This is a genomic window from Anaeromyxobacter sp. SG66, assembly GCF_022690805.1.
GTDB classification, from domain to species: Bacteria; Myxococcota; Myxococcia; order Myxococcales; family Anaeromyxobacteraceae; genus Anaeromyxobacter; species Anaeromyxobacter soli.
The window spans coordinates 1-15,055 of sequence record NZ_JALCZC010000027.1 but is presented as its reverse complement, the minus strand read 5'-3'; the positions used below and the strand labels follow the sequence as shown (position 1 = coordinate 15,055).

Annotated in this window: 11 protein-coding genes; 4 read left to right on the top strand and 7 right to left on the bottom strand. The window is 71.6% G+C overall.

Annotation, left to right across the window (positions count from 1 at the left end):
* Positions 1–254: 254 nt before the first annotated feature.
* The 4 genes from MNZ39_RS10065 to MNZ39_RS10050 are packed head-to-tail and all read right to left on the bottom strand — an operon-like array spanning position 255 to position 8,594.
* The gene (locus MNZ39_RS10065) at positions 255–1,595 is read right to left on the bottom strand and encodes a DUF2399 domain-containing protein (RefSeq protein WP_242337963.1); all 1,341 of its coding nucleotides are present in this window, start codon (positions 1,593–1,595) and stop codon (positions 255–257) included.
* Positions 1,592–5,737: an SbcC/MukB-like Walker B domain-containing protein gene (locus tag MNZ39_RS10060; protein WP_242337960.1), complete on the bottom strand. Its 4,146-nt coding sequence runs from the start codon at positions 5,735–5,737 to the stop codon at positions 1,592–1,594. The genes MNZ39_RS10065 and MNZ39_RS10060 overlap by 4 nt, the downstream gene beginning before the upstream one ends.
* A 14-nt stretch (positions 5,738–5,751) precedes the next feature.
* Positions 5,752–7,059, bottom strand: coding sequence for a DUF2398 family protein (locus MNZ39_RS10055; protein ID WP_242337958.1), 1,308 nt, complete (start codon positions 7,057–7,059; stop codon positions 5,752–5,754).
* Positions 7,056–8,594, bottom strand: coding sequence for a DUF2397 family protein (locus tag MNZ39_RS10050; protein WP_242337956.1), 1,539 nt, complete (start codon positions 8,592–8,594; stop codon positions 7,056–7,058). The genes MNZ39_RS10055 and MNZ39_RS10050 overlap by 4 nt, the downstream gene beginning before the upstream one ends.
* Before the next feature lie 185 nt (positions 8,595–8,779).
* Here MNZ39_RS10050 and MNZ39_RS10045 point away from each other — a divergent pair, with 185 nt between their 5' ends.
* From MNZ39_RS10045 to MNZ39_RS10035, 3 genes are all read left to right on the top strand, one after another.
* On the top strand, positions 8,780–9,358 hold the full coding sequence (locus MNZ39_RS10045; protein WP_242337954.1) for a type IV toxin-antitoxin system AbiEi family antitoxin domain-containing protein: 579 nt from the start codon (positions 8,780–8,782) through the stop codon (positions 9,356–9,358).
* A complete protein-coding gene (locus MNZ39_RS10040) occupies positions 9,355–10,254 on the top strand; it encodes a nucleotidyl transferase AbiEii/AbiGii toxin family protein (protein ID WP_242337952.1) in 900 nt (299 codons plus the stop codon). Before MNZ39_RS10045 ends, MNZ39_RS10040 begins: the two co-directional genes overlap by 4 nt.
* 88 nt (positions 10,255–10,342) lie before the next feature.
* Entirely contained in the window at positions 10,343–10,927 is a 585-nt protein-coding gene (locus MNZ39_RS10035; protein ID WP_242337950.1) for a hypothetical protein, read from the top strand.
* A 46-nt stretch (positions 10,928–10,973) separates the two neighbouring features.
* On the opposite strand, the gene MNZ39_RS24915 is transcribed toward MNZ39_RS10035, so the two are convergent.
* Positions 10,974–11,141, bottom strand: coding sequence for a helix-turn-helix domain-containing protein (locus MNZ39_RS24915; protein ID WP_200860884.1), 168 nt, complete (start codon positions 11,139–11,141; stop codon positions 10,974–10,976).
* A 235-nt stretch (positions 11,142–11,376) separates the two neighbouring features.
* Here MNZ39_RS24915 and MNZ39_RS10025 point away from each other — a divergent pair, with 235 nt between their 5' ends.
* Positions 11,377–12,477, top strand: coding sequence for a toll/interleukin-1 receptor domain-containing protein (locus MNZ39_RS10025; RefSeq protein ID WP_242337948.1), 1,101 nt, complete (start codon positions 11,377–11,379; stop codon positions 12,475–12,477).
* Between the two features lie 7 nt (positions 12,478–12,484).
* On the opposite strand, the gene MNZ39_RS10020 is transcribed toward MNZ39_RS10025, so the two are convergent.
* Both MNZ39_RS10020 and MNZ39_RS10015 read right to left on the bottom strand, forming a co-directional pair.
* Entirely contained in the window at positions 12,485–13,114 is a 630-nt protein-coding gene (locus MNZ39_RS10020) for an ABATE domain-containing protein (RefSeq protein ID WP_242337946.1), read from the bottom strand.
* A 95-nt stretch (positions 13,115–13,209) separates the two neighbouring features.
* Positions 13,210–14,790 carry a hypothetical protein gene (locus tag MNZ39_RS10015; protein WP_242337944.1) on the bottom strand — a complete coding sequence of 527 codons (1,581 nt, stop codon included), beginning with the start codon at positions 14,788–14,790 and terminating at the stop codon, positions 13,210–13,212.
* Between the last annotated feature and the right edge of the window lie 265 nt (positions 14,791–15,055).

Here is a 15,055-nt window from a genome sequence, read left to right as displayed (position 1 = left end):
TCCTCACGAATGAGCCTGAACAGCATCCGGTCATCGGGCGCCGGTGTGATTCTGATCGGCGCATTCCTCGTGTTCGTCGCGTCGCGACGCGGCTTGGCTCACCCAACACTTCCGCCCAGCGATCCGCCTCAAAGTCGCAGGTATCCGCAGCGGCAATGAACTTCGTAAGCAGCAGAAGGCGTCCATCGCAATATCGCGCGGCGTCGTCGGAACCCGAGGCGCCGTCCACGTGTCGGCTACAGCTGACGCCTTGACTACGGAGTCGGCGCCGCCGTTATCGCCGGAGCTTCGGCGCCGTCCATCGCCGGTGGCGCTCCGACGCGGAGGTCTTGCATCAATAATGGAAGGAGCGCCTCCTCGTACGCTGCCGCGCCTGTCGCGCGCATCGTCTCGGTGAGGCGTGCGTCCCACGGCGCCTCGGGCAAGCGATCAACATCGAGCCTGGTACCAGCGGCGACGTCCGCCGGAACGCTTGAGAGATAGTCCCCGGCCGCCATCCTCCATGGCGTCGCCGCGGGAATCGCCGCGAGCACCGCCGCGACGTGTCCGAGGCCTGCCTCGTCGAAGTCCGCTCGCACGGCGACGCGCCACCCGGCAGCCGCGAGTCGAGCGATGGCATCGATCTCACGTCGCGACGGAGTACCGTCCGTACAGAGAAGCCGGACGTCACAGTCGTCCGCCAGATCCGCAGCCGCCGCAGAGACGGACGGGTTCTCGGTAACGAAGACCCATCGCTCGCCCTCCCCCGCTCGCGGCCACTCGCATCGACTCAGAACACGCGGCGAGAGTGTGATCGCCGCACCAGCGGGTACGTTCCAGCCCACCGGGATCATCCCAACGGCGACAAGACCACCCGTTACGTCGTCGCACTCGACGCCGACCTCGGCCCACGCCGAGCGCGGGCGCTGCCGTGGCCGTATGGTTCCGTTCGCCGCCAGGATCGCAAGCGTCAGGCCAGCCAACGGGGTCCCACCGTCGAGCCCGTGAGGATCTCCGGTCACGTCGGACGCGAGCCTGCGGCGATCGACGCAAGCCGTGTCCGGAGGGAGGGCCGCCAACACGCCGTTCACGCGCTGGAGCAGCGAGGACGCGTCTCCCGCGGAGAGGAGCCGCGCGACCCAGCCGTTGCGCCGCAGCGCCGCCCAGACGACCTCGCGGTCAAGGCCACCCGCGACGCGCGGCGACTTCGCCGACAGCGTCTCCACGAACGCCTCGTGGAGGCGTCGCTCGCCGTCGGTCCGGTCCGCTTCCGCCCTCGCCCGCGTGGCGAGCGCGCGCCCCATCGCGTGCGCGGCGACGGCACCGGGGGTGAGGAGCGGGCCGCGCACGCGCAGCCTGTCAGCGAGATCCGACAGGTCCACTCGCCGCGACTGACCGGCCTTGAGCCCGCGTCCTCCAAGGAGGCCGCCGGCGGCGGCGCGCGGGTCCGGCTCAGTCGGCGCGCGGACGTCCAGGATCCCAGACGCGAGCGCCGGGTCGCCACGGCGATCCGCCGCCGCCGCGACCTGCTCCCAGAGCCACGCGAGGCGCGGGTCCAGCAGCGGCCCGAGGTCGGCACCGACGCACGCGCCGCCGCACAGCTCGCAGCCCTTCATGACCGCCGCTCCGGCGCGGACGTCTGTCCCGGGTCCGGGATCGCGGCGAGTCCGCGCACGAGCATCGGGAAGGCGACGACCGTGCCGTCCGGTCCCGCTTCCAGGTCGTGCGCATCGATCCCGTCCCACGCCCCGGGACACCCGTCCCACAGGTAGCTCGTACAGACGAGATCGAGGTCGAGCGCGGCGATGTACCGCGCCAGGCCTTCGCGTCCGCGCTCGTCGACTTCCGCCGGAACCTCGTCGAGCGGGACGATGCGCAGCGCCTGCGGTCCGAACCGATCGTACGCCGCCGCGATGGCCGCCAGCATGGGGGCGAGCACGACGAGGCGGCGCTCACCTCCGGACAGACCGGTCTTCGAGTTCCAGCGCTGCGACTTGCCGCCGGGCCGGGTGATCTCGTACTCGAGGTCCACCCACTCCCGGACGTCCACGGCCGAGGCGACGCGCTGCTGCATCGACTCGCCCGGCGCCGCCGCGAGGAGCGCCTGCAGCGCCTCCCCGAGGCACCGCTGCTGGTCGGGCGTGCGCTCCGCGTCGGACACCTCACAGGCGAGCTCGAGCACGGTTTTCGACGCGGCCGAGAGATCGTCGCCGCCGCGCCGCGGCACCCGAACCTGCACGCCGACGCCCGACGACGCCGACGCGGAGCGCATCTTCCGGTTCACCTCGGACACCCAGTCGTGGAGCCGTGTCCAGGCCGTGCCGATCGCTCCCGGAAGGCGACCAAGGACGAACTCCCGGAGCGCCCTCTCCTCCGACGCCTGGAGGGCCTGCTCGGCGCGGCGGCGCAGGGTCGCGGCGTGCACGGCCGCCTGCGTCGGAGTGTACGATTCGTCGCGATGCGTGAGGACCCACGTGAGCAGCTCGCCGTGGTCCTCGCCCGGATCGAGCGACCACGTCCCCGCGAGCCCAGCTCGAACCGTGTCGGCGCGCTCGCGGAGCGTCTTCTTCGTGATCGTCCGGCGGTCCCGAAGCTTGGACTCCACCTGTCGGAGAAGCGACTCGTCGTTCCCGGGCGGCTCGCCATCGAGGACCGCGTCCGCGACGCCGGGAACCTCGAGCAGCGCACGCAGGGCGCCGAGCGCCTCCGCCGCCCCGGGCTCCGCGTCGCGCAGCTTGCGCCCCGCTTCGTCGAGCGCGTGCCACGCCGCGGTCTCTCGCTGCACGGCCTCGAGCTGAGTCTTGCGCGCCGGGTCGAGCTCGAGCCGCAGCGGTGCGAGCCGCTTCTGCGCGGCCTCGTGCCGCGCGAGAACGTCCGCGATCGCGGCGCCCGCGGTCTGCTCGAGAACCTCGACGGCCTTTCTCGTGTCTGCGGCCTCTCTAAACGCCTCGCACGCGACGGCCTCGAATCGCTGGAGGTCCTCCACCTCCCCGACGGGCCGCCGAACGATGACGCCGGCGAGCCGGTCCGCCAGCTTCGCGAGGCGCGTCGCGCCGAGTCGCAGGCGACTTGCCGACGCGGCTCCTCCATCGCGCATCCGCTCGAGGCGGGGCAGCTCGGCCGGGAGCCCGACGGCGCGAGTCCGCTCGACCCACGCCGCGAGCTCTTGGCGCGCATTCGCATGGGCTTCGTCGCCGCGGGTCCGAGCCTCGCTCGCGTGGTCCTGCGCCTCGCGCGCGGCGCTCACGAGCGCCGCCCGCCTCGACTCGGCAGCGCGGAGCTGGGCGGTCGGCGGAAACCTCCGGGAGGCGATTGAGATCCCGTCCGCCTCCGCTCGGAGCTGAGCCGAGCGCCCCTCCCGCTCGGCGGCGTGTCGCTCGATCTCGACCGCCTGCGCGTCAAGCTCCTCCGCCTTCCGGAGCGCGGCCGCCCTCCGCCCGCGCGCGCCGACATGTCTGGATGAAGCCAGCTTCGCCGGATCGGCCGCCCCTGGAACACGCCCATGGAGGACACCCGCGCGGAAGGTGCCGTCCCTTCCGACGGTCAAGCCCGCGTCGTCGCACGAGGGCACGTCGGCAGTGGGCGCGAGCGCGATGCGCGCGAGGACGGCGGCCGCAGCGCCGGAGAGGGGGTGCTCCGGATCCACGGCGACGACGTCCGCGAGGCTCGGGGCGACCTCGCGCCCAAGGGCGTCGACCCGCCACGCCGGCGAGGAGGCGCCGCCGGGACTCAGCGTCGCGCCGAGGAGCCCCGCGGAAGCGAAGACCTCCTCGAGGAGCGCTCGCTCCCGCTCGTCGCCGAACGTGGGCTGCCACTCGAGCGCCGAGCCGAGGGCGACCTCGTCATCACCGGCGCCCGCCCACTCCGGCCTCGGAAGCGGCAGCAGCCGACCCTGCCGAAGCTCGCGCGCCTCGGCGCGGAGCGCCGCCGCGTCGCGGCGAAGGTCGCGCGCCGCGCCGGCCTCCGCCTGCGAACGGCTGCGGAGCTCGGCAGCCATTGCCTCGGCGCGTTGCTGCGCCTCCCTCTGCCATCCTTCGCAGGTCGCGAGCACCTGTCCCGGCTCCGCGGTCGCGAGCTCGTCGACGTCCGACGGCGACCATCCCTCGTCCTGCGCCTCCTCCGGCCGCTCCCCGCCGCCAGCGATGCCATCCGGCATCGCGAGGCGCGAGTTCGCCTGCGTCCACGCCGCGACCGCGGTCAGGAGCGCCGCGCTCTCCTCGCGCGCCGCTGCGTCGGCGCGTTCCGCCCTTGCGACGGCCGCGTCCGCGGTCGCCGCCGCCTCATGCGCGGCGCGCTCCGCTTCCACGGCCGCCGCCTCGGCCACTTGCGCCGTCCTGCGGTCGGCGAGCGCGAGCGCCGCCGCGTCCGACTCTCGCGCGCGGGCGTCGGCGGTCTCGTTCCAGGAGGCGGCTGTGGTTCTCAGGAGATCCGGAGTACCGTGGATCACGAGCTCGGGACCCGCGTCCGCCGTCACCGCACCCGCGCGAAGCACCGGCCGCGGAGCGTCGGTCCAGGACAGAATCGGCGGCCGGCGCGTGCTCCCCCCCTCGACCGCGTCGGCGACGCACTCGTTCACGTCCTCGATGAGGTTGTCGAGCTCGCGGCGGAGCGACTCGCCTCGCGACACGGCGGCCCGCGCCGCTCCCTGCATCGCTCTCGCCGCGGCGTCGCTCGCCCGAGCGCGGACGTCGAGCGTGGTCCTGAGGTCGGCGAGCCGCCCCGCATCCTGGTACGCCTGGTGGGCCTCGAGCGCTCGGACCTCAGCCTCTGCGTCCGCCACGGCACCTTCGAGGCGCCGGACGGCCGACGCGGCCGTCTCGAGCTCGGCGTGCGCCTTCTCCTGTTCGGTGCCGCGCGTCTTGAGCTGCCCCTGACACGCGCGCACCTTCTTCGCGGCCTCGAGCGCCGCGGAGTGCGCGCCCGTGACGACCTCCGCCGCGTGCGCGCACCACGCCGCACAGAACTCGCCGAGCAGCTCCGACGCCTCCCGGTCCTTCGCGAACGCCTGCCGTGTCGACTCCGACTCGGCCAGCGCTTCGGCGGTCGCGGCGACGACTTCGTCCGCCACGCCGGGCAGCGACTCGCGGAGGGCGTCCGCCGCGGCCTGCGGTGACACCTCCCCGAGCAACGTCGGGTTGCGTACCTGCCGTAGCCGTGTCGCGAGGGTGATCACGGGCTCGGTGTCTGCCGCGGCGAACAGCCGGGCGGCGAGGTGCGCCACGTACGCGTCCTCGTCCGCGAAGACCTGCCCGCGGCAGCGGATGACCTCGTGCTCGAACTGGTCCGCCGTGAGCGGCGTCCTCCCCTCGACGTAGAGAGCGAGGTCGTGAAGCGGGCGGCCCGGGACCGCGAACGGGACGACGCGGACGGGCGGCGATCCGCCTTCGGAGAACTGGAGCCTCACGCCGTACGACCAGACCCCCTCGTCCCCGGGACCGCAGAGCGTCAGCCATGCGTACCCGAAGCGGCGCTTGCCGGCCGCCCCCTCTCGCATGAGCGACGAGAGGCTCGTCGGCCGCGCCTTGCCTGCCGCGAGCCGCGTCGCGTTCAGGTCGAGCAGGTACGGCCAGAGCGCCTCGAGCGCGGTCGTCTTCCCGGTGCCGTTCGGACCGCGGAGCAGGAGCCGCCCGCTCGCGGCGGGCAGCTCGAGATCTCCGAACCGCCAGACGTTGCTCAGGCCAGCGCCGACGAGACGCCATCGGCGTCCGAACCTGTCCGGCGCGCCCGCCTGCCGCTTCGACGCGGTAACGTCCGGCATCTGCGGCGCAGCGTTCATTCCGAGCTCCCATCGGTATCAAAGTCGAACGCGAGCGCCTCCGCGCGCTTGCGCGCCTTCGGGTCCGGTGGCGCGGACCACCGCGCGGTCGCCGGCGAGAACCACCACCACGTGCCGGCTCCGCCGTTCGCGCTCAGGCGGACGAGGTCGAGGGCCGAGAGGAGACCCTGCACCGCTTCCGCGAGCCGCCGCGGAGCGTCCGCCAGCTCGCGCCGCCAGCCACCGCGACCGTCGGCGCGCGACCCCGCGAGCCGCCGGAGCTCCTCGACGACGTCGTCCTCGCGGAGCCCTCTCCAGCCCGGTCCCGGCCCTTCCGTCGTCGAGCCGAGCGCCCCCTTCAGCGAGGCGACCTGGGAGAGCAGGAGGGCCGCGTGAGGCACGGTTCCGGGGGCGGGGAACGCCACGGGCCCGAGCTCGTGGAGGTACCGGAATGCCTCCTCGGGAACCACGAACGCCGCGCCCTCGGCCCGCCGTTCCACCCTGAGGCCGAATGCCATCGCGAGCGGCGCGCCGTCGTCGCCGCGCACGCGCCGTGACAGCCAGTCCGACTCGGCGGGGTCAAGATCGACGACGTGCACGACGGCGTCGTCGACGAGCCGCCTGCGCATCCTGCGGGCGGGGTCCGGCTCGCGCTCAACTCGCTCGAGCCACGCGGCGGGGTCCTCCGCGGGACCTCCGGGGCCGAAGTTCGCGATGACGTGCGCGAGCCGCGCGTGATGGACGGCGAGCAGCACGGGCGCGTCCTCGTCCTCGATGAAGCCGTCGAGCTCACCGTCCACCTGCACGACGACGGCGCGTTCGTCGAGCATGCGCAGGGCGCGCACGATCGCTCGACGCTCCGCGATGTCGTGCGTCACTGGAAGGCCGGCTTCGGCCGCTGCGGCGCGCGCGGCGGCCACGAGCTGCGCGAGTCCGACGCGCGGCGCGACGGACTCGGCACCGGCGACGAGCAGGAAGAACCAGGACGCCTGGAGCGGCGTCGGACCATCCGCCGCCCACGCTCCGAGGCGCGCCGGCGGCGACTTGCGCAAGCGCACGAGGTCGCGCTCGACGACGAGAACCCACCCGAGCCGCGAAAGCGCGTCGCGGACGGCCGGGAGGTTCCGTCGGACGGCCGCGATCCCTTCGTCGTCGCGTCCCGACACGAGCCAGGGCCGCACGGCGAGCAGCCGAAGCACCGCGGCCGTCTCGGTGCTGGCCTCCGGCGCCCACCGCCGGCGCCGGGAGTGCTCGCTCGAGCGCGGCTCGTCATCAGGTCCGACGTTCGCTCCCGCCGCCGCCTCGATGCGATCTGCTTCGCTCATGTCGCACCGCCCGCGAGCACGATCCGGGGCTGGTCGTCTTCGTGGTGCACGGCCACCTCGGGCGCGCGGGCGGTCTCGGCCGGACGATGAAACACCGGAACGCGTCCCGGCGTGAGGACGCGCCACGTCGGTGCGACGACACACCCCAGGCCGGCGCCGGTATGGAAGAGCGTGCATCCGAGCCCGTCGTGGACCGCGACCCGGCGCCCGCCCTCGCTCCTCGCCCTCGCGGCGGCGGTGAGCGCCGCCAGCGCGACCCGAGCCGCCCGCTCGGAGAGCGACGCTCCCGCCCCCGCGATCAGCACTTCCTCGATGGCCGCGGCGTGCTCGGCCATTCGTTTCGCGCGTGCCTGGGCCACCGCGCTCCGCGCGGCAGCGTCGTCGCGAGCGGCGGGCGCGCGCCCGCGAGCCCCGGCGCGCCCGGTGAGCCGGAGGAGCTCTGGCACGTCGACCCGCGCGCTGTCGCGCCACGAGCGCACGCGAGGGAGATCGGCGTCCGGCGACTCGGCATACAGCTTTCGCCACGGGTGGTCGCCGAGCGCGGCGAGGAGAACTGCCGTGCCCAGCGTCGGGTGCGCACAGGCACGCGCCAGAGCGAGCGCGCGGCTGCGGTTCGTCGCGGTTCCCGACGACGTGTGGAGCCGGCGCAGGTTGACGTGCATGCCCGGCAGGGCGCGCACGAGCCTCAGGGCGAAACGCTCCGAGCGTCCGGAGTCGGGATCGAACCACGCGAGGAGCGCGTTCCAGTCCTCGACGGTGCCACCGCGCGACGCTCCGATCGCACCGCGCTCGATCAGCGCACGCGCATCCGAAGCACGGACCGCCGCAGCGGCGAGCTCGGTGAACCCGCCGCGCAGCGCGACGAGCGCGCGGTGCGCGCGCGCCGAGCCGCGTCCCAGCTCGACGGCCACGTGCGTTGCGTACCCGACCAGGAGCGACTTGAGCTCGGCCGTCGACTCCTCGTCCAGGTCGAACCGGTCGACGAGGGCGGCAAGGTTGTCCTCGGCGCCGACGAGCGCCGAGTCGAGGTCGTCGTGGTTGACGAAGAGCTGCCCGACGAGCCCCGCCGTGTCCGAGCCGAGCTGGGTGGATGCGACGAGCGCCTCGGCTGTCTCGACGACGCGCGCGAGGCTCGAGAGCGGGATCTCGCGAACGGTCGGCGTACCGGCGAGGACCTTCCGGTAGAACCGCTGGACCTGGCGTCCGACGGGCGTCGCCGTGTAGCGCCAGTTCCGGGCGAGCAGGTCCGCGTGCCTCAGGATCCGGGAGGCGTCGGTCCGGGCCGACACCGCTCCCCAGTCCCGGAGCTTGTCGAGGCGAGCTTCCACTAGCGCGTCCTCGATCGCGAGGCCCGTCGCCGCCCGAACCCGGGAGCCGACCTCGCGCGGGGTGAGGTCGGTGATCGACGACTCGAGCGCATCCATGATCGCGACGTACTGATCGGACTCGCGGACGACGAGGTAGACCAGCGCCGTCCGCGCGTCGGTGACCGACGCGACGAGCGACTCGGTTGTCGTGTCGTCCCGGATCGCCATGCGTGCGAGGGAGCACCACGCCGCCATCCTCGCAAGCGGCGCAGAACACCCCCCGTTTTCACCGTAGCAAACGGGACGGACACGGAGTGGCTGAGGCTCGACTGCGAGTCCCCCCCGCAGCGGATCGGCACCCGCGCACAGCCGCGCGCTTGCAGAAAAGGCAACGTAACGTTTAGATTCGCGCGGTGGCGCGTTCAGCCCAAAAGCCGAGCTGGGACAAGCTGTTCGCGACAGCTTCGGGTCAGGACGGCCTCTTCACGACCGAACAGGCCGCCGAGGCGGGCTACTACCACCAGCTCCTCAAACGGTACGTCGAGTTCGGCCGCGTCAGGCGAGTCCGCCGCGGGATCTACCGGCTCGTTCACTATCCGGCCGGCGATCACGAGGAGCTGGCCGAGGTCTGGCTCTGGTCGAAGCAGGCCGGGGTCTTCTCGCACGAGACGGCGCTCTCGCTGCACGGGCTCTCCGACGTCCTCCCGAAGCGCCTCCATCTCACGGTTCCGGCGGACTGGCGGGGGAGACGCCTCAAGATTCCCCGTGGAGTGGTGCTTCACCCCGCTACGGTTCGCGCCGAAGAACGAGCGTGGTTCGGCGCCGTCCCCGTGACCGAGCCGGGCCGAACCCTCCTCGACTGTGCGATGGCACACCTCTCCCCGGAGCTGCTCGCCCAGGCCTTCCAGCAGGCGGCGTCCCGGGGGCTCGTCTCGCCGGATCGGCTCGCGGAGGTCTCGCAGGCCGCCGGGCTGCGTGAGGTGCCAGGATGAAGCCCCGCGCGTACGCGACGCCGGCGGCGTTCAAGGCGGCCCTCGACCAGAGGCTACGGAACGTCGCCGAGCCGGGCGGCATCGCGCGGCGGCGGCAACTGCTCGTGTTCGATAGGTACCTCGCGCGCTTGGTGCGCGTCCTCGGCGACGCGGCCATCCTCAAGGGCGGCCTCGTTCTCGAGCTGCGCCTCGAGCGGGCGCGGACCACCCGCGATATCGACCTCCGCCTGGTCGGATCGCCCGATGGCTTGCTCGCGCGCCTCCAGGAGGCGGGCAGGCTCGACCTCGGCGACTTCATGTCCTTCGAGGTCAGGGTGGACGCCCGCCACCCCGACATCGCCGGCCCCGGCGTCCAGTACGAAGGCCAGCGGTTCCGGGCGGAGTGCCGTCTCGCCGGCATGCTCTACGGTCAGCCCTTCGGCGTCGACGTCGCGTTCGGCGATCCCATTCTCGGCGAGCCGGAGTTGATCACCGGCGGCGACCTGCTGGCGTTCGCCGGCATCGCCGCCCCCGAGCTGCGGGTGTATCCAGTCGAGACGCACGTCGCGGAGAAGCTCCACGCCTACACGCTTCCACGGGCGACACCGAGCACGCGCGTGAAGGACCTGCCGGACCTAGCGCTGCTCGGGCAGATCGGTCCGCGGGACGCGCGGCGGGTCCGAGCTGCGCTGGAGCAGACCTTCGGGTTCCGCGCCACGCACCCTGCGCCGTCGCGCCTCCCCGATCCGCCGACGGACTGGAAAGAGCCGTACGCGGCGATCGCCGAGGAAGATGCGCTCCCCTGGACCACGCTCGACGACGTCGTAGCGGCGGCCCGGGGGTTCCTCGACCCGGTGCTCGGCTCCGACGCACACGGAAGCTGGGATCCCGGCTCGTGGACATGGGACTTCACCTAGAGACGAGTGCGGAGCGCGAAGCGATGTCGACCACTCCGAAGGCCCGCGCAAGACGACCCGCCGTCGAGTCGCGTTCGATCCGCACCACATGATGGTCTGGCCCACGCTTCATCCACGGCCGCTCCGGACCGAGGACCTGGCGGACCAGTTCCGACAGTTCTTCGATGCGCACGTGTTCCTGGTGGGGGAAGACGAGTGGCCAGAGGAGCGTCCCGACACGGCCGAGGCGGTCGCCCACGTGCGGTGGCAACTGCTGCGGTACGACGTCCTGGTCAACGGCGGTGAGAACCCGCTCGTCTTCGCCGACGACGTGGATGCGGACCTCGGCCACCTCGGCTTCGTGCTGCTCGACGACGCTGGAATGCTCAAGGAGGAGCTCCGACCGACGCTCGGCGAGCCCGGCTTCGGCAGCTCGCTGCTCTACATCGACGCGATCGAGGTCGCGCCGGCCCAGGACACGTACGCGATGGCGGTCGAGCTCATGGAGCACGTCATCCGGCACCACTCCTCCGGGTGCTTCGGTGCCGTCTACTTCCGTGGCGTCCAGGAAATGCCCGACGTCCGCCTCGAGCGGGCGCTGCGCTACTTGCAGTTCCAGAAGGTCGGGACCGAGCCGATCTACTTCACGAACCTCGAGCACCGGCGCCCGGAACTCCCGGAGTACGACGAGTAGACCCCGGGCCCGGCTCCGCTCCCCCCTCGTCAGCGAGCCCCGCGGTTCACTCCCCGCCGCGGCGCAGGTACTCCGCAAGCGACGGCTCGGGCACCCGGATGGCATTCGAGACGCGGACGTGCCGGAGCCGTCCCTCCCGGCACAGCCGGTACACGGTCGCGCGGCAGACGGAGAGGCGCCGGGCGACCTCGGCGACGGTGAGGAGAGCCGACACGGACTGAGCGTCGCGCACCGCCGGCGCACCGTTTACCGTGCCACGGGGTGCGATCGGTGCCACGCCGTGGGATCCGGGCCCGGCGCGGCCATGAAGGATATCGAGTGGTTGCGAGGCGCTGCCACCCGGTGCCACCCTGTCCTCTCGGCCCATGGTCGCTTGGGGTGCAAGTGGTCGCTGGTTCAAATCCAGTCGCCCCGACAGCCTAAGAGCCCGTCACCCCAGAGGATTTGAGGTGACGGGCTCTTTCCTTTCCGGGCTCCGTGGTGCGTTTCGTGGGTGCGTTTCGGGAGGCGACACGTTGCCAAGCCCGCTGCTGCTGAAAACCCATCGGTCCCTCGTCGCTGCCCGCCTGCGTAGCCTCGCCAGCGAGGCCGAACAGCTCACGACCACGATTCAAGATTCCCCGAACGGCTTGCCCTTGGAGCACGCGATCGAGGCCGTCGAGCAGTGGGCAGTTCGCGTCACCGATATGCTCCGTGCCAGCTTCACTGACGACCGCGTCGCCGTCGACGTCGCCGAGGACCTCCATCGCACGATCAAAAGCGCCAAGGTGGTAGCGGGGGTTCCCTTCTCGAAGAGATCGCTCTCCGTCTCAGGCAGGATTCGGGACACCGCCAAGAAGATGGAGCGCTTGTCCCAGAACATCCGGATCTACGACGAGCCGCGGGGCCTGCCACCTCTCCAGCGCGCCGAACAGATAGAGGTTGCGCTGGACACCGTGCGTCAGTTCAACAAGGGCGCGAGCACGGTGGTCCCCCGGTCCGCGCCAGCTAGTCCGGCGCCGTCCGCAACGCCTGCAACCGACTCGGTTGCCGGATCGGAACCGTGCGCCCGCGCTGCCGCGACTACGCCAACGGCCCGCCTCGTCTTTATCAGTCACAGCTCGAAGGATGCGGGCCTAGCGTCGAAGCTGGTCCGGCTCCTGACCATGGCTGTCAAGCCGCCGCTGAACAAGGCGGATATCCTGTGTACGAGCGTCGCAGGCTGCACGCTGGAGGGTGGCGCGCAGACGCACGACCGTATCCGCGCGGAGGTCAAGGGCGCCCCGGTCTTCATCGGGCTCGTCACGTCGTTGTCCACCGAGTCGAGCTACGTACTGTTCGAGCTGGGCGCGCGGTGGATGGCCGGGGGGAGGACGATCCCGGTCTTGGGCCCTGGCGAAGGCTACGACCGCCTACCTGGACCTTGGAACCGCAACGTTAACGCTCTGAGGACCGATGACCGCGCGAAAGTGCTCCAGCTCGTCCGCGAGATCGCCCAGGAGCTGGGCCGAGACGTCGACTCCCCGGACGCCTGGCACGACGAGGCAGATGCGGTCGTGACCCATAAATAGTCGTGATTCACTGTTCGTTAACGAGACGCGCGGCCACGTTCCTGAGGTTCTCCCTCCCGAACACCGCGCCGACCCAGATCAGGATGAGCGCGGCGCCGACCGCCGCGTGCTCCAGCGCGTTACTGGTTGCGATGAGCCCTGGCTCCATGGACCTCATCAACTCGCCCGCGAGGCCGTGCGTCGCGGCGCTCATGCTCGGATAGCCCATCGCGTAGGCGTTCGCGTAGAAGTGCCCGGCCTCCTTCGCGCGCCTCCGCAACGTGGGGAACCGAGGGTATTTCGGGGAGGTGGTGAGCGGGCCACCGTTCAGGGCGTCCACGAACTCCCGCATGAACACGAGTGCCTGGTCCCGCATGTGCTGGCGGAACTGGGCCACCTTCATCTCGTCCTTGCCGACCCACCCGACGGTGATCCCGGCTTCCAGCAACGGGCGCGCGATCACCGCGACGTCATCGCCGTCGATCCCGTCCGCCGTGGCGACGGCGAGGACGGCGCGAATCTGGCTCCTCAGCCGGCGGAAGGTGTCGTTAGCGAGGTGGTGCAACGCGCCGCTGGGCGCGGGCAGGGAGGCGGAGTCGAGGAACGAGAGCAGCTCGCGAAAGGCGGCCAGGCGCTTCTCGATACGGGCCTGCGGCATGGCGTTAACGCTCGGGAGGTCGCGCCTAGCTCTTGGCAGGTGGGGCGCGCCGGCCGCTGCGGTCCTTAGGCATAGTCTTCGAGAGACGCGCGCACCTACGCCCCACGGGTTTGGAGGTGCCTCTCGAACCGACTGAGGTCGAGGATGGCGCGTCGGATCGAGCGGTAGTCGTCCTGCGGAACCTCCGCGTACACCTCCTTCCCGGCCTCGTCCTCGGTGGCGAACAGGCCGGAGGGCGCCTTCTTCGTGTTGAACAGGTGCACGTAGCAGCCGAAGTCCAGCGCGTAGACGTTGAAGCGCACCCCGGCAACGTCGCCGCCGCTCACGCCGCGCCGGACGACATGGAGGACGCGCGAGTCGTACAGGATGTCGATGAGCGGGTGGCTCTCGCCCTGCTTGAGCAGGAACGCGCGCGCGCGGCGCCCCCCGATCACCTGATCCACGATCCAGTTCAGCAACTCGGCCGCCTCCGTGTTCGCCGTGGCGGCGGGGAACTTGTCGCGCTGGTACCACTGTAGAGCAGCGTGCCGGATGTGCTGCACCGAGAGGCGCTCCTCGGCGGCCGCCTTCTGCGCCGCCTGCGAGAGGATGTTCACCGCGTCGCGCGGGACGCCCTCGGCGGCGCGCACCCAGTCGTCGAAGGCGTTGTGCTGCGTGAACGCGGCGGCGACGAGCGTCTCCGCGTTGAAGAGCGCGGGGTGCGTCTCCCCCTCCGCGGCGAAGACCGCCTCGACGTGCCGGAAGAGGAGGTCCCGGAAAAACGCCTTCGCGCGGTCCGGGTCGCTGTTCGCCACCATGAAGTCGTCGAGATCCAAGTTGGCGGAGGTGTCGGCCCCGAGTTCCAGGCCGATGTAGTCGCCGGGCACGGCGCTCGGCGCCCGAAACCGGGAGCGGTGCTCGATGGCGCCGATCTTCAGGGTCGCCCCCGAGACGGGGAGCACGCAGCGCTTGAGGAAGTCGGCCAGGAACGGTTGCAGGTCCAGCGGAACGACGCTCCATTCGTCCAAGATCAGCCAAAGGCGGCCGGCCGGGAGCGCTGCGACCAGGCTCGCGAGCTGCTTCGACGCCGCTCCGAAGTGGACGCGGTGCGTCTCCTGGCCCTTCTCGACCCGGCGCACCTCCCTCTTGCGCGTCTCCTCGGTCGCCGCCGTGTCCTCCCCCTTGAACGCGACCGGGTACCCGAGCGACATGGACGTCGCCGCCTTCTCCGAGAGCGTGGCGCTCTCGGCGAGTTCCCGTTCGACGGAGCCGCCCGTGACGCGCACGTCGGTCGCGACGTCCGCGAGCGCGTCCAGGCGAGGGAGCAGATCGGTGTACACCGAGTCGCTGAGCGCGATGTCCACGAGCGCGTCGTGGATCGCGCCGAACGTGTCCATGAGGAGCCGCGTTGCGCGCTCTGCGAGCGGCGTCGCCGTGTCGCCGTACAGGCCGCCGGACGAGCCGATGGTCCGCATGTCGACGTAGACGGCGATCTGCCCGCGGACGCGAACCCGCTCGGCCAGGAACTTGAGCGCGTGCGTCTTCCCCGTACCGCGCCTCCCGTAGAGGACCTGATGATCGCCGGTGGACAGGAGCGCGAACAGGTGCCCGACGTCCACGAACGTCTTGACGAGGACGGAGGGCTCGCCCCGCTCAGCGCGAAGCTGCACCTTGAGCAACGCGGTGTTGAGATTCACTCGAAGGTCTATACCGCAGGATCGCGCGCCCCGGCATCGTGGTCGCGCCCCACCTGCTCACCTTTGTAGAGTCGCGAGACGCACCACGGCGCGCACCGCGAGCACGCAACCGCGCAGAACCACAGCCCCATTGCCGCGGGTCAAGTCCCGTCTTCTGTGTGAATGGAACTCCGCGTGAAGCTCCTCGGCTGAATCACGCCGCCTTGGCGGCGGCGACGTCCTTCGACTTCAGCATCGACAGGTCCAGATAGCGACGGTCGGTCCA